The sequence below is a fragment of the Anaerocolumna sp. AGMB13025 genome (assembly GCF_029689925.1).
GTDB lineage: Bacteria > Bacillota > Clostridia > Lachnospirales > Lachnospiraceae > Anaerocolumna.
The window spans coordinates 2,685,507-2,709,930 of the sequence record NZ_CP121445.1; the positions used below are offsets into that span (position 1 = coordinate 2,685,507).

The window sequence follows — 24,424 nt, forward strand, 5'->3', positions numbered from 1 at the left end:
CTCGGTTTCTTACATTGTATCTACTAAAAGAAGAATGCAGCGGTATTCTTATATAAGAATCATGGTTAACATAAAACACATATATAACTGCGAAATATCACTAAAATAATAATTGTAAAGAAATAAGGCAGCAGGTTTATAGTAAGTTATGTCTCAGTGCAATATAAGTATCTGCTGCTATAAAGATAATGAAAACACCCAATAAGGAGAATGTAATGAACGTAAAATTAAAACGACTGATTAAATTATTTGCTGCCAGTTTTCTGATCATTATTTTATTACCATCAAGTACCCTGATTACCAGCGCTGCCAGTGACGCAAAAGTGTATGGATATTCCCCCATGTTAGAGGATAAAGGGAATATTTATTATATCCAAACTGTTAAGGGTGACGATAATACCTACAATATCGTTCGGCTGGAGATTGCAACGGGTAATAAAACCAAACTTATGTCGACTAAGAATGATATCCTAAATATGATGATTCATAATAAAACCTTGTATTATACCAGCTATGATTATGATCAAAATGTAGGAATTAACAGGATCTATTCCTTATCACTTGACTCCAAGGATAAAAAGACAGTAAGTAACGGCTCGCTTATAGCCCTTGATGATAACAATATTTACTATACAGATACGAAAGATAAGGGAATTAAACTTTATAAAAGAGAGTATAACAGCAAAAAAGCTGTGTTGATACATACCGGTAATACGACCTTTAATTTTATAAAAAAATTAGATGATTCCTTATATTTTACCCAATTTAATGAAACTTCTTCGAAACTGACCACCTACGTATTGATGCCGAAGCAGACAAAGCTTACTGTTTTGACTACAGATAAGGTTACATTGGATGGAAGTGAACAGACCTATCCAATGGTATCCGATATTAGTAAGATTAATGGGGACATATATTATCAATACGGTACCTTTGAGGGTTCTGGCTATTATTGGTATGGAACGTTAATAAAATTAGATTCCAGTTCAAAGAAAAAAACTGTTATTGTAGAACAAACTTATGAAGAAAAGATTTATAATAATGGCAGCAGCATCTTTTTCAATTATATTGATAGCAGCGAGAAACATTTTAAATATAATACAAAGACCGGTAAAACCTCTACTTATGAATATAAAGTCAATGGTTCGGAATCCTTTGATATTATTGGTGATAAAACCTATAGTACAAAGGCAGACGGTAAAGCTTTCATAACGGTATCCCGATTTACATCTGGAACCAATAAAACGAATTTGGAGAAATCCTTTATAAAGTTATCTGTTAAACAAAGTAAGAAGTATGATTACAGTGCAGATGTAATAAAATATGGTGATTATCTGCTGATACCTGTGACATGTATGGATTATAATGACACCAGCTATGGATGGAGAGGCAAATGTATTAGCATCAAATGGTTTGTAGCTGATTCAGATGGTAAAGTACTGGCACAGTTTCAGTAAATAAAGGAGTGATTTTAACAACTCAATTTTGTTTAACAAAAATAATACTAAATAACGAATAATTTTAAAGAAATCAGACTTGGATAGGATATAAAAATTCCTATGTCAGGTCTGTTTTTTTAATCTTGGCTTACGTTAATTAGGTTAAGTTATCTTAATATCTTAAATTACTAGCAACCTTTGAGGAATGGGGAAGAATAGCGAATAACTTGAATGAACGAAAATAGCGAAAGAAATGAATGGGAATAGAGAAAGAAATGAATAGAAATAGCGAAAGAAATAAATGGAATAAGCAAAATACAAATGTAAGAAATAAATAAAAGTATCAAATAAAAATTCTAGAAAGAAATGAAATTCAAAACTCAAACAACTCAAACGAAGCATATGACGAAGCATACGAAAAGTATCTTGAATAAATAAATATCTCAGATTACACTCTAGCACTCAAGTCAGACCAGCGCCAGCTTAATGAATAAGGAATGAATAAATAAAAAATTATTATAACCAAAATATATAAAATTATGGATATATATTGAAAAAAAGGGAAAAAGCAGTTAAAATGTATACAGGGTGAGGATTTTTATTTAAGGGGAATATTAAGTTGTTGTCAATTAACCGATTAGGAATATAATTCTAATAAAAAATGGTAGATATTATAACCTTCATAGTAAATTCTTTATACGATTTAATACAAATAAAATATCTGAAGATTCAATCAAACCCAAACAAATAGTAAAATATAATATGGAGAGGAGATATCTTAAAAAATGACTTTATTTAAGAGTGACAGGTTTCATTTTATTGATAGCAAGTATTTCTCAGCCTGTATTAACAGCATAAACTATAACAACTGTAGTATTGATATAGGACTTTAACACTTATTTTAAATATTTTGCTAGTTGTACTTACTACATCAATTGCTTTTTTATTACTTTAGGCTGCATACCATAGTAATTTGCATTAATGAAGTAAATAGATATAGTTACTAGAAACACGAAGGAAAGAAAATACATTAAAAGGAGAAAATTGATGAAGAAAATTAATAAAATATTATGTTTTGCTGTATGTTTATCTATACTATTAACAAGCAGTTCCCTTCCTGCATTAGCAGCATCTGCAACCGTAGCATTAAATACCAATTCGTCTTATTTGGCGAAGGGGGAAACCACAAAACTAAAAGTTACTGGTACTTCCAAAAAAGTAACCTGGGTCTCAACAAACAAACAGATTGCCACAGTATCAAGCGCTGGTAAGGTTACGGCAGTTGCATATGGAACAGCAACAATTAAGGCTACAGTAAACAAGAAGACTTATAAATGTTATATTACGGTTATAGACCCCTCACTAATAAAAATAGCGTCATCCAATACAGAAGTTGTAGTGAATGGAGACCCTGTTAGTTTAACGCCAACATCTGAAATATATAGCTCATCGGCTGTTAAAAAAATGGGTATTACATATAAGATTTCTGGTAATGCAGGTGTTACAGTAAGCAGCACTGGAAAGGTAAAAGCTACCGAAGCCGGAAATTTTACTGTTTCAGCTTATGTTCATGGTAAAAAGATTGATGCTATTGGTATGAAGGCAGTTGTTTTTAATGGTTTTACGGAAACAAATGTATCAATTCGAGTTACGGAAACGAAATATATTGATTTTGCAGATGGTTTTACACCTGTATTTGATCAAGTAAAAGTATCTTCATCTGATAATGGTATTGCTACGGTCAGCCTTATCCCTTTAGTTTCTTTGAAATATAGTATTGATCACAGCGATGGTATTAAAATTGAAGGTATCAAGGATGGAACGGCTATTATCACTGTAACTTATGAAGGAATTAGCAGAGAACTTAAGGTCATTGTAGGAGCAGGTGTGGCAATACTGTCTCCTGTAGATGCAGTTAAAAATAATGATTTTACCGGATATACAGGTGAGGCTTTGAATACTTTAACATGGATCAGAGAGTTTGTTGAATCTAATAATCTTTCATCTACGTCAATGAGTATTAGGGAAAAAGTAACTATTATCCAATCATATTTAAACAAAACAGCCAAAAGTAATAGTGATGATACTGTATTACATGGCTTGATATCTCGAGTTCTTTTTGATGGAGACGGAGATTGTGCTTCATATGCAGAAACATTTTGCTTGCTTAGTGAATGTGCTGGAATTGAAGTATATTATTGTGAAGGACCAGTAGATACTGGAACTGGTGATGGAATCTGGCGAATGCATGCATGGAATAAAGTAAAAATTGATGATAAATGGTATTATATCGACCCTACATGGTGTTCGGATTTAAATGATTTGCAAAAATACTTTTTAACGCAAACACTTTGGTCTAATCATAGATTATTAGAAGAAGATATTTATGCAAATGTATTTCCAAACCCTGGAGTATCTACTTATTACAATGATCTATACTAGTAATGTAAATATTAAATTTTTGACAGCACTAAACTAATGTGATAGTTGTTGATCATTATAATGTGTTTAAAGATTAGTTATTTAGTATCTCGCTTAAGTAATATATAACTAGTGATACTATAGATCCAATTTACTTTAAAAAAGAATAAGAGAACCTTAAAGGAGAAAATAGATGAAGAAAATTAATAAAATATTATGTTTAGTTGTATGTTTATCTATTCTATTAACAAGCAATTCCCTTCCTGCATTAGCAGCATCATCGGCAACCGTAGCATTAAATGCCAATTCGTCTTATTTGGCGAAGGGGGAAACCACAAAACTAAAAGTTACTGGTACTTCCAAAAAAGTAACCTGGGTCTCAACAAATAAACAGATTGCCACAGTATCAAGTTCTGGTAAGGTTATGGCAGTAGGATATGGAACAGCAACAATTAAAGCCACAGTAAACAAGAAGACTTACAAAAGTTACATAACAGTTATAGACCCCTCACTAATAAAAATTTCTTCATCCAATACAGAAGTTGTAGTGAATGGAGACCCTGTTAGTTTAATGCCAACATCTGACATATATAGCTCATCGGCTGTTAAAAAAATGGGTATTACATATAAGATTTCTGGTAATGCAGGTGTTACAGTAAGCAGCACTGGAAAGGTAAAAGCTACCGAAGCCGGAAATTTTACTGTTTCAGCTTATGTTCATGGTAAAAAGATTGACGCTATTAGTATGAAGGCAGTTATTTTTAATGGTTTTACGGAAACAAATGTATCAATTCGAGTTACGGAAACGAAATATATTGATTTTGCAGATGGTTTTACACCTGTATTAGATGGAGTAAAAGTAACATCATCTGATAATAGTATCGCTATAGTTAGTCTTACCCCAATCATTACAATGAAAAGTAGTATTGACCATAGTGGTGGTATTGAAATTGAAGGTATCAAGGATGGAACAGTTACTATCACTGTAACTTATGAAGGAATTAGCAGAGAACTCGAGGTCATAGTTGGGGCAGGTGTGGAAATACTGGCGCCTGTAGACGCAGTAAAAAATAATAATTTTACGGGCTATACAGGTGAGGCTTTGACTACTTTAAAGTGGATTAGGGAGTTTATTGAGTCTAATAATCTTTCATCTACATCAATGAGTGTTAGAGAAAAAGTGACAATCATTCAAACTTATTTAAATAAGACAGCCAGATGTAATGAGGATGATATAATATATAAAGGTGAGATTTCGCGAGTGATTTTTGATGGAGATGGAGATTGTGATGCTTATGCAGAAACTTTTTGTCTGCTAAGTGAATGTGCTGGTATTGAAGTATATTATAGTCTTGGTCCTGTAGATACTGGAACAGGAGATGGTATATGGCGAATGCATGCCTGGAATAAAGTAAAAATTGATGATAAATGGTATTATATAGATCCTACTTGGTGTTCAGACTTAAATGATTTGAAAAGGTACTTTTTATCAGAAACTCTTTGGAGTGATCATAGATTATATCAAGAAGATACTTATGCAAAAATGTATGTGTATCCTGGAATAGCAACTTATTTTAATAATTTATACTAATAACTTAATTTGTAATTTTGATGATTTAAGGCTTCCTGTTCAGGAGGCCTTTTATGTTATGCGCCCGGCGGGCGCACATTTAAACGGGTGTAAGTCCCTAATTCGTCCGGTAGTGGGGAGGATATTGCCAATGGCAAGGGTGCCGTGGGTAACGGCAATTCTTAAGGAAGCTGGATGGCAAATCTCTGTCTGACGATCAGAAATCATATAAGGCTACAAACGGGGTATGGCCCAATAACTACACGGGAACCATTTATGGTAAATATGGCAGATAGGTCGAGAAATGGACGTGCGCGTACCCTGGGAGATCTGCATGGAATGTTCTGAAAGATTTTTTATTAAAAATAAAAAAATATATCTAAAAATGAAAAAAATAAATCATATTGTAGATATTAGATAATGGTTTAAGCAAACAAGTTTGAAAAAAAGGAGGAAACAATTATGTTTCGAATATTGTTGCAAAAAATAACAAAATTATCGATAATTTACAATACTAAGATACGGAATAAAGCTTTATTAGCATTACTGGCAATATGCTGCATGGCAGGAATAGTAGGTCTGAAATTTATACAAACTTCCGCTGCTGGTATTACTCTTGCAACGAAGGGGAGTGCAGTTGTTCCAGGAGTATCGGGCAGTGGTGCTGAGATATGGCCGGTAACACATCCTGTATTTATTGTTCAGTTATATGATACAGGAACAGCAATGAGTACAGAAACAGATGGATATGATAAACAGGCTAATAATGTTAGAAGTGTTATTCCATATGCTAGTACGGATGCAATGTGGCTGTGTACAAACGATTTGTCAGCATATCTTATAAGAAAGGGTTTCAATTCGGCAGAAGAAGTTTATATGGCAAGAAAATCAAGCGCAACGTCTACGGAACTTACATTACAAGGCGGAAAAAATGATCCGACCACAATAGGCAGAATAGTATATTTATCAAAGAATGAGTGTACAGACATGGAGGGTGAAAAGTTTAAGGAAGGCATTTTTTATAAAACACTTTATAACTTGTATACAAAAAATAATCGAAGCTTTGTCTCATTAGCATCAGACCAATCATTTACAGACTTACTAAGTAAACCTACCAGTGCTGATGTAACAACATCTGCGCGCCTATGGTCATATATAACAGATGTTGACGCGCAAGGCTCAAATGAATCAGGATGGAAATATACTGCTGATACTAAGCCAAGGATAGATAAATTTTTACACTTAATTGGCGATCCAAAGAAAGACCTTGATTTGATTAATATTAATTTCAATAATTGGAGTGAAACAAGTTCTACTGTAGTTAAAATGAAAGATAGTAATATTGAAATTACTGCAGGAGAGTCTTTAGATTTGAGATATTTGGATTTATTGATGACTCTAAGTGCAATCTCTAATAATAAAGAATATTGGAAAAAGGGTATTATAGATTATATGACAAAGAATGAAGGATTGTCAAATATCTCTATTACTCAAGGCATAGTAGCTAGAATGGATCGATTAGTTACCAAAAGCGGTGCAGTTGAACCTGCAACGGTATTCGTTTCGGATAATGACCTTTGTCAAATAGCTTATAAAGTAAATAGTACATATAACTTATCCACTAACACATCTTCAGAAAAGGTATTCAGTACAATAAAAAGCACAGATTATAATAAAAGATTAAAAGAAGCTGTAACCTTATCAAAGCCTAGTTCCTATCTCTATAATTCTATTTTTTCTTCAGCTATTATAAGCAGGATTATACCGGAAAGAGTAAGAAATGTAAAGAATGGAAAACTTGTTTGGGGGGATTCCTATAATGATTCTTACTTAATTAGTCTGCTTAAATTTAAATTAAATAATACAACTTGGTATGGAGCAAACTGGGTACTTGAACCTCCAATTGCTCCGCCTGCAGTAAACTATAATGTAGATTTAAAGATTGACTCTGAAAATCTTAATAAATCTTTGAACATAAACGGACCTGTTTATGATAGCATACTTAGAAAGGTCAATTTGAATGCTGTACTAAAAGCTAAGAAATATAAAAGCATGGATATAGTAACCACCGAGGACGAAGTTCGTATTCAAGTAAAATTGAATGCTATGAATATTAAAGGAGGAAGTGGTAATATAACAGAAGCTATAAACGAGTGGAAAAAATTTATTAGTACGAATACTATTAAACAATTTAGAATAAAAGTTGAACTATATAGAGATAATGGTGGTACTGATTTTGATACAATTTCCAAAGGCGATAGGAAATTCAAGCAAATTCATTCAGAAGGAAAAGAATGGTGTATATCAACAGATTGGAACTATGTTACACCAGATGTATTATTAGAGTTATTATCTGGAAAAGAAGTGCTTGGCGAATTTAGTGATTCAACTATCAAATCGGTACAAGTTGAAACAGAAATACCAAAAGATGTTTCATGGTGTTCAAAAGTGACAATACAATATCAGACTAAAGATAAAAGCTGGTTTTATACAACCGGTAAAAAAGACGGAACTAGTGAAAAGCTTATTTGTGATACTGATATAAAAAAGATAGTTGATATAAGACAATCAAATAAAGCATATCTTGAATATAATTGGATAAAGCCGCATGTAGGTGACATAGATTACCCCACAGCCACCTGGACCTCCCAAGAACCATCCCTGGCATATGCGGAATTAAAAGAAGGCTCCATATACAACGAGACATTTGAAGCAATGGCCGGTGTCCCAACAACAAGAACCTTGTACTTCTCCTCCGGCGGTAATGAATTCATGGCAGACTTACAGCTGGATTATGAATATGATGTCACAGCAACCAGAGAATATATTACTCATTATAACGGCACGGAATGTGAATATAAAACCAATGACCAGCTAAAAGGCGGCACCGAAGCCTATACCAGGAATGAGACCTTTGTAGGGGATGCTGCCGGTAAGACCATCAGCAAAAATGTAGTGGATGAAACCTCTAAAATCGTAACACCAAACGGCAAATCCTCTGCTAATTTAACGGTTAACGGACATACCAGTGAAACCACCCTTTGGTCACAGTGGATAGGCACCATTACCAATAGTACTAAAGAACCGTCGGATATCGGTAGTTTTAATGCGGGTAGAGCGGGAAGTCCCTGCGCCGGACTTGGTTTTGATGTAGGAACCCTAAGAACGAAGGCAGAACCTTCTACTGACTGGAGCGTCAGCGCATACAATACGGCATTAAACCAGGCCATTGCCTGGGCTGCTTCCATGGAAGCTACCAATAGCAGCTTTACCGTTCAAAAGATTGCAGACAGTGATGGACAGTCCAGACAGTACACCGTAGGAGATGCAGTAATAACCGTAACATTAAACGGTGGAGATAACAGCTATTCTCATACAACATTAAGAAGCTACAGCGGTGGTACCTATACTTCCTCCAGTGCCTCCGGTGCTTTATTAAACAGTAACGATAAAGGAAAACTAGGCAATGGCTGGGGTTGGTCCGATGGTAAGTTAGGTGTTGGTTCCGGCTATAGTGACTGTGGCCACGGACATGGTGCCTCTGGCTGGCATACAGAGCCAAAACCGGCAGTTCCACCGGATTCAGAAGGTCATGGGGGAAGTCCTGCCGTACCTGGTGTACCCCATACCCATAACTGCGGTACTTATACACCTGGTACCGACCTTACGCAAGGTGCATCCGGAACAATTGAGTATACCATCAAAGTGACCTTTAAAAACGGTACACTAAAAGCTGCGAACTATGACGGTAATAGTTCCGATGTATCAGCAACAACAATAACCGGACTAACAGGCATACCTGCCCATGCATTATGCGGTCCCTGTTGTGCCCATGATCTGCCGGCAATTGAAGATGTATGGTATCAGGATTCATCCTATGATACCATTATGATATCCAAATGTAATGTATATAAGCTGCAGAATGGTTACGCCACGGCAATGTCTGATATAACCTACGATGGAAATGAAAACATAATCGCCAAAATCACACAGGGCGATCCTAATATCTTCTATAACATAGCCGCGGATAACGGACCAGTATATGATAGTAATAATAAATTGACAAACCCCTCTAAAATAGGCAGAATCCGCTATTCGTTACAAGAAGCACAAGGGGATAAGGTTTATTATGAAGAAATGTCAAGTGGCGATCTAAAGCGAACCAATAAATGCGATGGTCTGATGGTGGTACAAAGCCCACAGAATCCTGCACCGCCTGCGAAGACAGGCCATCAGTTAGGCTATGGCTCCGGTACGTTGTATAGTAACGGTAAAACCGCCGGATATGGTACAGCACCGGCATTAAATATAACGACAATCGATCAGGAATCTGATAATACTGCCACTGCCGCAGCACCTAAAACAGCCTATGGCAATACTCTGGATGCCAAAGATTTGCTTACTGAGGAATGGAAGCGTTTTTATACAAGGCGAACTCAGCCCGTAACGGCGACAATAATATCTGATATGCTTATTTTACAGACCTCCAGCGGTGATCAGAGTCCGGTATATTATGCTGAGAATACGAAAGCTGTAAAGGCTCAGGAAGACTTTAATTCTTTAATTGCCTCCGGAGATATTACAACCCCGTCTACTCAGGATCAGGTAGATGCTAAATGGGAGAAGCTGTGGACGAATAATGCAACCAGCTTTGCTAAGACACTACCAACAGCAATTAATGTGGGTTCATACAATGGCAAATATAATGAGACAACAAAAAAATATCAGGGAACCGGAAATAAAGCCGAAATCAGTACCAGATTTGATGAGGATAAGACTATATTTTCAACTCCTGAAGATGAGCTGGGGTTAGCTCGCGTTAATAGCAAGCAATCCTTTACAAAACCGGCTAATGGTACTACAAATATATCCTCACCCGGTAAAGCTCAGGCCAGAATGGACAGGGTCACTGATTTAAGAATATTTGTTGATAAAATAAAACAAAACCCTACCAATAAAAATGCACAATATGAAACCGGCAATTCCTATGTTTTCTATATTCCCATTTTAAAGTATACGATTGAAGACGAGGAAGATAGTGATGAGGAGGAATCAGAGGACGAAGAGGACAGTGATAAACCAATTCAATATGATGAAAAAATAGATAAGGTCCTTGCTGCTGCCGGGTATAACTATGGTCCTGGACTTACCTATAAGTCAAAATATTCAGCTTACAATGATAATTCAGACTATAAGGTTAATAACATCGTCACCTTAGATTCTGTATCAACTCAATATGCAATGGTGGAAAAATCCAATATCGAAGATCAGCGTACAGAAGAAGGTATTGTAAAAGATGCAATGGATACATTAAAAGCTCTTGAAAAGTGCCCTGGCACACCAGAACTTTGTGAATATCGGGAACTCAATTGTAAATACACCTTAGACACCACAAGCCTGTCATTTAAATTTGAGAATACCGAATCAGATAATGCTGATATAGACGATGGAGAAGATGATACAACCCCGGTACCTGAAGAGGAAGGTTCTCATGCATATGACCCTTACCCCGGGCAGTATATCACAAATGATATTTTAAATGATGATGGTGCCCACACTACTTTTAATTTACCTTCAGGCGTGGCCTTAATAACCGCAGACCCTGCTTATGCGGGCTTTGGAACAGGACAATTTTTAAAGGTTAACGGGAACGGAACAAGGCTTAATTTCCCTTATAATGATTGCAGGGTATATTTAACTGGCAGCTCCAGAGTGAAACTTTCTGCGGATCTTTATATACCGGTAAGGCCAGCAGCAGACACCATGTTATTCTCTATTGGAGGAGCTGGATTATATATTCCCGCTAATACGGGTACTCCGGTATTTATAACAAGTACAGGACAAAAAAGAACCGGAGCAGTTGATATAGTAGGCAGGAAGGTCAAAATAACCGCAACTTTCAGCCTTGGTTCGTTATATGATTGTGAATTATCAATTGATGGTACGAAAGTTATTTCCCAAATAGTTACCGGACTGACGGAGGAGCAGATTGCCGCAGCAGCAATTAATCAGGATATGAGAGGCAGCGGGCTAAATATTGGTTGTTGGGATAAAGACAATACCTATGCAACTGACTTCTTTCTTGATAATGTCGTTATCACAAGATGCGGTGGAACATTACAGCATACGGCAAGCTGTTATACTACCTATAAGCAAAATGATATGTATTATCAGGATATATACAACGGACTTATTGAAACGAATAACAATATTGATTGGACGGCCAGTTATAAGAAAGTGACTTCAACGGATAAAATATATGAGTTTCCATTTACAGGCTCGGCACAATCGATTACACTGCCCGCAGGTACATATATGCTTGAAGCCTGGGGGGCACAGGGTGGTAATTCCAGCAGATACACAACCCAGTACGGCGGTTTGGGAGGCTATACCTCCGGTATAGTAAAATTAAATAATCCAGCAACTGTGTATGTATATGTCGGCGGTCAGGGTGGTTCTTCTACTGCAACGGATTCTACTACGGATACAGGCGGCTGGAACGGAGGCGGTAGTATTGCCTCGGGTCAGAATCTCTATGGTGCTCCGGGAGGAGGTGCCACTGATTTTAGATTGATTAATGGCGATTGGAATAATATGAATGGTTTAAAGAGCCGTATTCTTGTAGCTGGAGGAGGTGGTGGTGCCAATTCCAGAGATGGTGACAGTACAACAGCACCTGCTTATTATACCGGTTACGGACATGGTGCCGGAGGTGCCGGAGGCGGTCTCACTGGTGGCAGCGGTACAACAAGTAATCAGGATTCGGCTGGATTAGCTTACGGTTACTCCATTGGTACTGGCGGTACCCAGATAAACGGCGGTTCTACCATACAATATTTAAATGGCAAATACATAAGCACAGCAGTTACCGGAACGTTTGGAGCCGGTACCGGCAGTCAATCCGGCGGCGGTGGCGGCTATTACGGCGGCGGTTATTCCGGTCATGGAGGCGGTGGCGGTGGCTCATCTTACGTCACAGGTTATACCGGATGTGATACGACTTTTAAGACAAGCCAGGGAGGCTTTACCTTTACCGATGTTAATATGGATAAAAGTGTCAGGGAAGGCAACGGTTTTGCCAGAATAACGGCAGTTACCGGACAAACTGATACCAATCCATACAGTTTTACCTCTATCTATTCAAAACATGTCCATAATACCTCTTGTTTGACCCAGGACAGCAGAGGCTATCAAATCGCGTTGTCGAAAGCCAAATCAGGTGACTGGTCTGATTTAAAGAAGGAACTGGGGAATCAGTTATTTAATAAGGTTATCGAACATTTTAATATCGATACCACCAGTAATCTTCCTGATGGTATGATTACAAAATCCTATGATGGAAAGCTTTGGGGCCGGGTATTTTATCAGGATTCCTCCACTGGACAATATTTTGGAAGCGAGGCAGAAGCACTCCATACCAACAGTACCTATAAGTTTTCCTGTCTGGATCAGATCCAGAATTATAAAGCTGATACAAAATATGAATTTATGTTATATTATCCGGAAAACGGACAAACAAACATCTGGAAGCAGACAAACAGACCTCAGGATGAGTTAGAGACAAATGGGGATGGTACCCAAAATGCTGCCGGATACGAAGCAAAATCTATTCAGATGAACGGTAATTTCTGGGGTGGATTAGTAAAATCAACCTCAGGGGCATCGCTTATTGATGGTTCAACCTATCATGGGAATTGGTTTTATGCCATTGGTTCCTACACCTGGTGGGGATCAGAAAATCATTTCCCTGGTGGGAATGATGCACAAGTAACAAAAGTTGAACTCTGGATGGCAATTAATCCAACCGGTGCTACTCAAACGCCAAATCCGACCCCAAGTACACCGCCGCCAAGTGGAATACCTTCCGGTACTGTTTATAATTATGGATTTACAGGATATACTCAAACAGTAACATTGCCGGCAGGTACTTATAAGTTGGAAACATGGGGCGCACAAGGTGGAGTAGCTGGTTCATATATTGGTGGAAAAGGTGGATATTCTACAGGAACTTTAACAGTAACCCAGTCTACGGTTCTAAATATTAATGTAGGTCAACAAGGCCAGGCACCCAGCGGTGGATCAGCATGGAACGGCGGAGGAAGTGGAATCTGTTGCGGTGGCAGCGGCGGAGGTGCTACAGATATAAGAACAGGAGGTGCTGCATTACAAAATAGAATTATTGTTGCCGGTGGTGGCGGAGGTGCTTCCTTGGATACTCCTTACTCAAATGGCGGTTATGCCGGTGGTTTATCAGGTGAAAGCAATGATGGCGGTAGTATAGCCAGCCAATCTTCTGGTTATTCCCTTGGTATAGGGCAGGATTGCTATACAGGTGATAATGCCGGAGGCGGAGGCGGTTATTACGGTGGATACGCAGGTGTAGGAAGCACAGGTGGCAGAGGTGGCGGTGGATCATCCTATATCGGAGGAGTTCAAAATGGAATTACAATAGCCGGTAACTCATCCATGCCTACTGCAAATGGAAGTACGGAAATAGGTCACACCGGTAGCGGATATGCAAGAATTACCGTAATTGAAAGTGAACCTCCGATTGTCAATCCCACTGGTCCGTTAACTGAAGGACAGATATATAATTACAAATATACTGGAAATGTTCAATCCATTACATTGCCGGCAGGTACTTATAAGCTGGAGGCATGGGGAGCTCAAGGTGGAAATAATTATTCTGTTGCTGATGAAAGTGGAAGAGGTCAAGGTGGTTATACTTCAGGTACCATAAAACTCAAAGAGCCAACTACCCTTTATATGTATGTAGGTCAACAGGGAGCAAGTGGTAATAGCGCTAATTATTTAAGTGGTACCTATAATGGCGGCGGTGCCGGTATGGCGCCAGGTTATACTGCTGACGGGCATCAAGGTGGTCAAGGCGGTGGAGCTACTGATTTTAGATTAACAAATGGTATATGGAACAGTTTGGATGGATTAAGGAGCCGTATCTTAGTTGCCGGCGGTGGCGGTGGGACAGGCTGTGCATCAGTACTAAACCCCAGAGGTGATGGAGGCGGATTAATAGGTAAATCAACCTATAATAACCAGCCAACCTATTTAGGCTCATATGCAACTGGTGGAACACAGACTGCTGGCGGTGACGGATACTCCCCTCAATATCCTGCTATGCATAGAACTGGAAGTTTTGGCTATGGCGCGGATGGTTCTCAATGCGGTGCTGGTGGCGGAGGTGGTTATTATGGTGGTGGCTCTGCTTATACTGGTGGCGGTGGCGGCGGGTCTTCCTATGTATCAGGATATGCAGGCTGTGATTCAACCTATAGGACATATCAGGGTAATGCAGCATTTTCAGATGTATCTATGGTACAGGGAGGCAGAACAGGTAATGGTTATGCGAGAGTAACTGTAATTTCAATTAATCGTTTTCCTAATGACACAGAACTATTTAATTATATTAAAGATAATATGAGCCTGATCCCCGACACCATAACAACTGGTGATGCTACAATAGTAAATCCGATCTGGACTTGCAAAACAAAAAACAACACCGGAGAAACCTTTACAGAGAAAACAATACTAACTTGTACGGAACCCCATCACTCAGGCGGTCATTATGATTATTCCAATTCAATCTGCTGGGATGCCTGCCATAAAGATGAGAATCATAAGAAGACAGATACACAAGCCATTGATGCCAACGGAAAGAAAATAGAACAGGCTACGTATATAACCCTGGATAACTTCTTTAAAGTGTATTTCCCCAATAACGGAGACTTTTTAGGTAATGGTGCCTATGGTATTTTACAGCCTTCTATTTACCGTGGTAAGGGATTTACCAACAGCATGGATACGACAGAATGGACCAGAGAGAAATACGTTAAGTTTGATTATGATGTTCTCTATGACAGAAACGGCACATGGGAAAGCTATCTGGCGGGTGAATGGATTCCGTTGGAAATAATTGACCGATCGACAACCCATAATTATTCCTTTAGCGGAAACATACTTTATGTTAATGGAGAAAAATATGTACTTGACCGAACCAATCATTTACTTACCTTTAACGACGGAAGTACGACTTTAGTAGAAGGCGGAACTATGGCGGTAATGAATGGATGGATCTTTGAATTAAAAGAGGATGGAACCGTTGATGTAAGTAAACCTTACTCCGAATATAACTTCTATTGCGTACTTGAAAATAACGAACATTCCGCAGTTGAAGTACAATTTTCCACCGAAGCAATTAACTATGACGAGCAGAGTACAAAGGAAGCGCCTTATAACGGAAATGACCAGTACGAAGAGGAATATGACATCTATGCATATGGTAATACCTATGTAACAAATAAAGACAGGTTTGGAGATTTTACTTCTAATCACAGTGCCGGTAAGTTAGGTTATATCGATGTCGTGGGCCGCATCGGAAATTTAATTATTGAGGATTCGGATGATTTAAGGTTTAGTAACTATTTTAAAAAATCAACGGCTTTCGATAACGACGACTGGTTAATTCAAGGTATCATTGCAGAGGTTGACAGTTCAATTTCAGAACATTATTTATCCTGGCACAGAAATTCAGCCGGATATCCCTTAGCAGTAGATGTCCGTGGTGAGCAGGTAAGTAAGGATACCGGATATTATAATACCTGGGGTGCTCAGGAATGGACGACGAAAGCGGAAAGTAATGGCTTAGGGGTATCTGCTGATAAGAACTCAAATACCCTTCTCCAGTCAGAACAGCTCAAACTTGGCTATAATGTGCTCTTTGATGTAACAACGATGGGGGATTATAATCAGTATTTACAGGTTATCCCGTATTTCTATGCTCTGAATAAAAAGACGAATGCGCTGACCCCAGTGGACGTGTACATTAGCAATGACGGTCTTAATCAGCCAATTAATTATTTCGGATTATACTCAGATTATATGGATGAGGACGGCAATTATAAGGAGGGGTATGAAACATTAGCGGATCAGTTATACAAGTACACCATGTATTTGAATTGGACCAATGAATCGGCAAGGCGTAACTATACCGCCGGCGGTAAGGAATCGAGTATAACAGATGCGGTCAGGGACTTCTTTATTGAACCAATCAGGGATTCGACGGATGAAATTACCGGTTATAAATATTTAACCGTACCGTTTGGCAATTTTTATAACCTGGGTACTATGCAATGCCTGCAGCCGGGGCTAAGAGCCAGAACCTTTGTAGGCAGCAGTCAGGTTACTGCCATTCAGAAACAGGCGGCAAGACTGGGGCTTACCAATAATGGTATAAATGGTGGTACAGAAACGAATATAAATGGTGATTATTCCACAGAAATGTTCAATCATCAGGCACAAAGATGGCATCTGACTTTGGGGGTACCTTCCTCCGCAGTTTTTACCGCTTATAGAGAAAAAGGAATACATGTCCTGCCGGCAGACAACTGGTATATAGCCTCATATATAGATAATGGTGTGACACAGGAAAAGACATTTTCCAAACCATATCTCATCTCAAAGGTGGGTGATAAAGACTATGGTATCGGAACTACTTTCCAGATATCAGGAGTACAGTATACGGTAACCGGTACCTATCAGGCAGGGGCCGAGTTTAACAATAATAGTGATTATGTTATTCTTATGACAGCAGACATCAAAGCTATCGGAGATAAGTGGAACTTAAAGTATAACTCCGGTAATGACAATGGATATATCATGATTGATGGCAGCAGGTACAATTTCGATAACAGTATTCCGACTTTTATAGCAGCTTATGATACGGTATCATCCTTAGTGGATATATCAACCCAGCAGACCCACTGATTTTATCAAGTGTTTTTAAGTTTATTAACTGCGAAGTTTGAGTAACATATTTTAGGAATAAGACCCTGGGGTTTGATGCTCCAGGGTCTTTTTACCCACTAGAGGATATTGCAGTTCGGATGTTGCAATTTCAGGGTTTATGCGATAGTTCACTTCCAACTTTCAAAAAGTACATATCGCATATAGTAGATATAGGGAGAAAACTCAAGAACTCAAGAAAAATGGATTTATAAAGAAATTTACCATTCAGAGCTGAGAAAAATGTCTAATTATTGACATATATAGAAAAAAATAGTATTATTTTGGTAAGCGTTGATCAATAAGAAGTTATATATAAAATAATAAGGTGGGGTGTCTGATGAAAATAGGAAAAAGATTGCTGTTATCGCTGCTGATATTGGTAATAACAGTTAGTGGGATAACAGTAAGGAAGACGGAGGCAGCGGAACTCAATACAACAACAGATTTGTTGTTTGTAGGACAAAGCTGGAACTATAATTTCCAGCGGATAGGTCTGATTAAAAAAGTGACTTACAGTAATAAGAAAGTAGCAGAAACTACGGAAATAGCTTCTACAATATTGTATATAAAGGCAAAAGCGGCTGGGACTACTACAATAACAGTAACAGGATCGAAATATACATATAAGATTAAGCTCACTGTAAAGAAAATGGATGTAACAGCTTCCGTTTACAAAAAGCTTTCAGATGGTTCCTACTTATACAAAGTTAAGAATAACACCAAGGACGGCTTTTTTGAAGAGATAAATTTTATGATCGTTCTAAGGGACTCAGATGGTGAATTTCTTGATTATTTTAACGACAGCATAACAGGCCTGACTCCGGGTTCCACTGTTTATTCTATTTGTAATACCTATGATGATTACGATGCCGATATAAAAAGAAGCACAGTTGAATTGGATGATTTTACTACTGATCCTGTAACAACCGGTTATAAGTATGTAAACTGCACTGCAAAAATGAAAGTTACTGATACTAAGGGTGGGGTGGTCGCTCCTTCTGATAAGGATATTAAATTTAACATTAAAAACAATTCTTCTGATAGAGCTTTTGTTTATGGGCAGGTTATCTGGTATAACGATAATGGTGAGATCGTATTTGTGAGTGATTTCACCGATGAAATAAGCTCCAAAAAATCAGAAAAACGGACAATGGAAGTGCCTGGGGAGGAGTATGGCGCAGTAAGTTATAGTATTTCGGTCAGGGCATTTAATAAAGTAATGGTAAAATAATACCCAAACTAAAAGAAATTCGCCATTGGTGCAAATCACAACAATAACGGGAGATAGGTTGAAAGAAAATAATATGAATGAGAGGATGCAACTTATTGATTCTTTCAACCTTTTTATATGTGGCAGTAACACATCTGCTTGCAGAAGTGTTATGCAATGGGTGTTAAGTTGAAAAATAAATTTTTCAACCGCAAGTTCGTGCTTGAGCACCACAAACTTGGTATGCGCAAAGAGCTTGCGCAAGAATAGAGGTTAAAATGATGAAAAATAAGGATTTAATTTTGAAAGATGATAACTTGAGTATGACAGACAGCAACTTAAATTTACCAGTTAGTAAGCTAATATTTAAAGATAATTTAAAAAGAATCAGGCAAAGAGCCCTCCGTTTCCTTAGCATTATGGTACTCCTATTTATTTTTTCTTCTGCAAAAGAAGTACAAGCCAGAACCTATGATGTAAAGCTGACACAGTATCACACGGACGAAAACTTCAGATATTCACATGAGGAGTCAGCTGGTTACTATTACTCAATGATGTATCCGAATGGGTATCAACTGGATTATAAGAAATTTATGAAATATACTTATAAGATTTCTGATGACAGTGTGGTCGGGCTGAAAGCGAACACGAACCTTGATGCTGCTGCAATATGGCTGCCTTCTGATTATGGGTTAGTAACGGCAATGCCTTATAACATTAATATGTATGCGCTAGGTCCTGGTAAGGCAACCATATCTGTATATAATGGAAAAAAACTTGTTGATACATTTCGTGTTACTGTAACGGTAGATAAGGCAATTTCTCCTAGCAGCTATGTTGATCTGACGGATGATAATCTATATGAAACCATTTCTTCTACTGCAAAAAATTTTAATAGTATTACCGAGGAAACGCTCAAAAAAGAAAATGATTTAATTAAAAGTTTTGCAAAAGTTGCTGCAGATCCCAAATATACAACCACAAATCAACGCATTCTCGCAGCATTGAATGCGGTCATAAGTCATGGTGCCACCCAGATTTCTGAGAAGAAATATAAAGAAGAGGTATATAATTCCCGGAAGAAAGGTATTACCCTTATGGGAAAATACCGGACTGCAAATTCCATGCTCCTTGATAAAAAGGCTGTTTCAAAAGGATTTGCACTGGTTAACAGGGCTGTTTTAAGTAATCTTGGTTTTATCTGTTCTAAGTATACAATAGATGAAAACACGAAAAGATACGGTTGTAAGACCTGGAATTATGTGACTTTATTCAAAAAAAGTGACGTAGAATATGAGGATGATAACACTTCGGGATCTATAGATGAGGTAGGTTTTGGAGCGGCGGCAAAATTAGAGTCAGATTATGACTTTACCAGTGAAGACCCGGAGTCCATATATAAAAAGACTCATTTGCCGGCTTGGTTAATCGGTAAGGATACGAAGACACAGTACGTCAGTGTCGGAGAAACGAAACAACTATCAGCCGGTGATATCAATGATAATATTTACTCTTCTGATACATCACTTGTAACCGCCCAGAAGGGTTCCATTACCGGTGTAAAACCTGGAGTGGCTATTGTCTACCGTTATAATGATGACTACTGCGATGTATTTTATGTAGTAGTTAAAAAGAAAGGATCACCGAAAACGATTCAATCAAAAATCTATACCGAGACAACGAAAGAGTATTTTAAGCCGAGCGCATATGCCCCTTATATTAGAGGCGGACAATCAGAAGTAGTTCAGAAAGAAGACTGGTTAGGATTACGTATATTTGATATGGAACCGATATTCGGTAAGGGTGGTACACTTACTACCAAGTATTCAGAAGGTATAATAGAGTGTTATTTAAACGAGGATGGTGAGTCCTGGCTGTTAAATAGTACTGGCAGTTCAGGAAATTAGTGACAGATAAAAATGGTTCGGGTAGAAAGCAGCTGCCTGGACCATTTTTTATCGTAGAGGAAAGTTCGTCCTATTCGATAAAAACCCTCCCGGGGGAGGCACATGACGCGCTTAAGAAAGATGTCACTGTCGTGACAGCGCGCCAGCGCTAGAGTCTGGCAAGCCAGTCTCTTCTTATTTCACATTAGCGTATCACAAGTGAAATAAAAACCACCCAGGCAGAATAAACACAAGGAGCATATCACACTTATGGTTAATATGTTTATTAACTTTACATATTACCAATCGCACATAAATGTGAATGTAAAAACAAACATTTTAGCTTAATTTTTATGATATTTTTTCTCAAAAAGAGCCAGCAATTGATATAACCCAGTTGCTAATATACATAGAATAACAATTGACATTATCACGTAATCCAGTTTAAATACCTGGCTGCCATATATAATCAGATACCCAAGCCCTGCCTTTGCTGCCAGGAATTCTCCAATAATAACACCTACTAACGATAATCCAATATCTACCTTCATAACGCTTATGACAGAGGGAATATTGCTGGGGAGGATTACTTTAAAGAGAATATCTTTCTTCGTACCGCCAAGAGTTCGGATTAATTTAATTTTGTCTTCTTCTACATTGATAAAATCTGTATATAAAGTTATGATGCTGCCAAATACAGCTACCGAAGCGATAAAGATAGTACTAAACTCAGTACTACCTAATAAATTTTATTAAATACACTAATCCAAAAAAACAATGAAGTTTGAATCATTTATATCTGACCGTTACTTGGTTGTTTTTATCCACAATTATTTCAGCTATTAAGGATCTCCAGAATACTCTTTTTTCGGTATCAGACAGCAAATGGTATAGTGATTCAAAATCAGTATTTAACCTATTCTTAAGAAACGTCAGATTGTTTTGGGCTTCAAAGTCCGGAATACTTAACAGTTTCGTATTCAGATTTTTATAATCTTTTATATAGGTATCCTTATCCAATAAATCCTCTATGTATAGTTCTTTTAGCTTCTCCAGTTTTTTATTTATTCTAGTAACCTCCATATGGTAATTCCGGTTTTGATTATCTTTTATGTCAGCCAGAAAGTTGTATCCTTTTAAAGCCTGTTTGGTTTGCGTAATGAGATAAGTCTCCAATTTAAGCTCATTTAATACTTTTTTATGAGTACATAGTTTTTGATCAACATATCGTTTGCAGCGGTAAAGATTATATTCTCTTATAGTGTCTTTGTATTTTACCGAACTATGGTTGGCAGTCAGCTTTCTGCCGCATTCTCTACAAGTAAGCAACCCAGTAAAAAGATAGACTCTTTTTATAGTTTTGCGCTCCTTTGGCAACGGCTTTATGTTTTGGATATCATTAAAACGTTTTTCATCGATAACCGGTGTAGTATAATTTTTAATATTTTTATATTCGCCGGTATATATTTTGTTTTTTAAAACCCTGGAAATTGTTGCGTTACAAAAATGTAAATTATATTTTTCCCGTAACATTTGGGCAGTAGTATATATGGACTGATTTAATTCATAGAAATCAAAGATATCTTTCACAATCTTCATATCTGCCTCATCCGGAACCAACTGCTTATTCTTAATGCAAAATCCCAAAGGATGGGAACCATTGGTAACCTCCCCTCTGTTTCTTTTATTTTGGAAAACTACTTTAATTCGTTCACTGGTACGGTCAGCCTCATCCTGTGCGACAGAGAGCATAATATTAATATGAAGCCTGCCGTTTGCTGTAGTAGTATCATAATTTTCGTATATGGTTTTCCAATTTACATGATGGGCTTCCAATATTTCCTGAACTTTGTAGTAATCAGAAATATTACGAAACCAACGGTCCAGTTTTGTAAAGATAACCAGATCAATCCGATCGGCTTCTACATCAGATAGCATACGTAAAAACTCTTTTCTTTTGGACATTTTCTTTCTGGCGGAAAAACCTTCATCGATGTAGTAATCAAAAATGACCAGGTTATGAGCAGCAGCATAATCAGTCAAAGCTAGTTTCTGAGCTTCCAGGGAATAACCATGGAGGACTTGCTCCTCCGTTGAAACTCTTATATATGCTGCACAACGTTTCATATTTTTTCAACTCCTTACTATGTTATTGGACAACCTTTTACATATTAATTAAGACTCTAATTAATATACATAACTAATATATGTAACTATTAAACACAACTAATATATGTAACCATTAATTGAAACTAATAAATGAAATTAATAAATGAAGCTAATAAATGCAATAAATAATTGAAACTAATGAATTTAACTAATAAAATATAATTAATAAATCACAATTAATACATGTAGATAAAATATATAAAATATAATATTTAATCTCTTTTTGGTATCAAAGATAAAGCATTTTGGGCATATAATCAGAAAAAAAGGAAACAGATTATTCGTCCGTTTCCTCTGAGTATTCGGTTTCGTCAAACAAACCTGAGGGTTTATCAATATCAGGCAGATCTCCGTCTCCGTATTCTGTGTTATAGTCGTAATCATAATTATAATTATAACCGGTTCTATTTTTTGAACTGGTACGTTTGGTTGGTGTACCTTTGCTATTTCTGAATTGATCCATATAAAATTCTCCTTTCGAGGATAGTATTTTCAGAGTTGTATAAATTATACATTTGATAATTAAAAATTTTTCAGTTTCATACTCTCAGGTGTGATAGTGTCTGGAAACTGCGCTTTATTCTTAGTCCTTCCTAAATTAATTTGTAAGTGGCACGGTTTCAATCTCATATTCAGAATTGACAATCAGCCATAGCTGATGAAAGAACTGCATAATGTTCCATATGCCAACTCCCTCTAAATTAAACTCTGGTACCAGATTGGTTAACCACTCTACACTGCGGGCATCTTTAAACCATACTATGTGTTCCGTTGCAGATTGAAGGGTTGTATACATAAAAAACGGAGCTTCATAAGCTTCATTGTATTGAATTGGTACTCCTACCTCATCTGCTAAACGAACCGCGGCATCTGTGCTTAGTGCATAACCTCTCGACTGGTCTGGGATATAAGGAAGTTCCCAGTCATATCCGATAAGAGGGAGACCGATTAATATTTTGTCCGGAGGGATCAGGGAAGAAGCATAACTTAAATATTCATATACCTTACTGGCGGGAAATGGAAATGGAGGACCAAAAGACTGACCCCAGTTATACGATAAAAGATTAATTGTATCAGCCATCCGTCCTATGGCTGTATAATCGACAGGGACAAAAATAGCTTCATTATTTTCGTAATATATTTGAGGGTTAATGGTAATAAAAACCGGAAAACCCTCACGGTTTATGTTTGTGATTATATTTTGCAGGAATGCTTCATATAAATACAGGTTAGCAGGAGTTATATATTGAAAGGAAAAATTAACACCATAATAACCTTTGTTTTTTAAAACGGATATAACCTGTTCAATATGGCGGTTTTGATATTCAACATTAGTTAATATGTTAGAGGCGGCTTCCAGATTTGGTTCTCCTCTTTGGGACATGGTTGTTACCAGCATAATCGGAGCAACACCATATGCTCTTGCAGCAGCTACAAGCTCTTGGTCACCGCGGTCATATTCAATCACTTCGCCGGTTGAACCGGCAGTATAGTTAAAAATAGTCAGATAAGTTAAAAAAGGCAGAGTTTTTTTTAACACATTCATATCAATAAAGGGATAGGCATAGCCATTGGTTACAATTTTACCCTTCCGGTTCCCATATCGGATGGTTAGTACTTCGCCGGGATAGATATAGTCTCTGTTTGAGAGATAAGGATTATTTCTTAGAAGTTCAATAAGAGTGACCCCATGATTATCAGCAATAGAAGCCAGAGTATCCCCTTCTTTAACAGTGTAGGTCTCTTCCGGATATAAAATGACAATTGTCTGGCCGATTACTAAGTTATCCATGTCTTCCAAACCGTTGTCCTGAATAATTTGAGACACAGTCACCTTATATTTGCTTGCAATTGAATATAAAGTATCACCCGGTTGTACTACATGTATCAGCATAATAACCTCATTGAATCCGTTTATTTTTTATTA

General features: G+C 37.4%; 10 protein-coding genes and 1 pseudogene. 7 read left to right on the forward strand and 4 right to left on the reverse strand.

What is annotated here, in order from left to right; translation table 11 throughout:
• Positions 1-215 precede the first annotated feature (215 nt).
• The 7 genes from QA584_RS10940 (at position 216) to QA584_RS10970 (ending at position 20,349) form a co-directional block, all read left to right on the forward strand.
• Positions 216-1,457 (forward strand): DUF5050 domain-containing protein, encoded by a 1,242-nt coding sequence (locus tag QA584_RS10940; RefSeq protein ID WP_278274556.1) that lies wholly within the window; start codon positions 216-218, stop codon positions 1,455-1,457.
• A 1,029-nt stretch (positions 1,458-2,486) separates the two neighbouring features.
• Complete coding sequence (locus tag QA584_RS10945; RefSeq protein ID WP_278274557.1) at positions 2,487-3,881, forward strand: Ig-like domain-containing protein; 1,395 nt, start codon at positions 2,487-2,489, stop codon at positions 3,879-3,881.
• A gap of 172 nt (positions 3,882-4,053) precedes the next feature.
• Positions 4,054-5,451: an Ig-like domain-containing protein gene (locus tag QA584_RS10950; protein WP_278274558.1), complete on the forward strand. Its 1,398-nt coding sequence runs from the start codon at positions 4,054-4,056 to the stop codon at positions 5,449-5,451.
• A gap of 58 nt (positions 5,452-5,509) precedes the next feature.
• Positions 5,510-5,644, forward strand: coding sequence for a hypothetical protein (locus QA584_RS10955; protein ID WP_278274559.1), 135 nt, complete (start codon positions 5,510-5,512; stop codon positions 5,642-5,644).
• 248 nt (positions 5,645-5,892) lie between these two features.
• Positions 5,893-17,211: a glycine rich domain-containing protein gene (locus QA584_RS10960; protein ID WP_278274560.1), complete on the forward strand. Its 11,319-nt coding sequence runs from the start codon at positions 5,893-5,895 to the stop codon at positions 17,209-17,211.
• 358 nt (positions 17,212-17,569) lie between these two features.
• A complete protein-coding gene (locus QA584_RS10965) occupies positions 17,570-18,463 on the forward strand; it encodes a hypothetical protein (protein WP_278274561.1) in 894 nt (297 codons plus the stop codon).
• A gap of 257 nt (positions 18,464-18,720) precedes the next feature.
• A complete protein-coding gene (locus QA584_RS10970) occupies positions 18,721-20,349 on the forward strand; it encodes a hypothetical protein (RefSeq protein ID WP_278274562.1) in 1,629 nt (542 codons plus the stop codon).
• 323 nt (positions 20,350-20,672) lie between these two features.
• Here QA584_RS10970 and QA584_RS10975 read toward each other — a convergent pair.
• The 4 genes and pseudogenes from QA584_RS10975 to QA584_RS10990 all read right to left on the reverse strand — a co-directional run.
• A pseudogene (locus QA584_RS10975) lies at positions 20,673-21,071 on the reverse strand (ABC transporter permease); the annotation flags it as partial.
• A gap of 46 nt (positions 21,072-21,117) precedes the next feature.
• The gene (locus QA584_RS10980; RefSeq protein ID WP_278274563.1) at positions 21,118-22,455 is read right to left on the reverse strand and encodes a recombinase family protein; all 1,338 of its coding nucleotides are present in this window, start codon (positions 22,453-22,455) and stop codon (positions 21,118-21,120) included.
• A 319-nt stretch (positions 22,456-22,774) separates the two neighbouring features.
• On the reverse strand, positions 22,775-22,960 hold the full coding sequence (locus QA584_RS10985; RefSeq protein ID WP_278274564.1) for a hypothetical protein: 186 nt from the start codon (positions 22,958-22,960) through the stop codon (positions 22,775-22,777).
• Positions 22,961-23,095: 135 nt separating this feature from the next.
• Complete coding sequence (locus tag QA584_RS10990) at positions 23,096-24,391, reverse strand: LysM peptidoglycan-binding domain-containing protein (RefSeq protein WP_278274565.1); 1,296 nt, start codon at positions 24,389-24,391, stop codon at positions 23,096-23,098.
• Between the last annotated feature and the right edge of the window lie 33 nt (positions 24,392-24,424).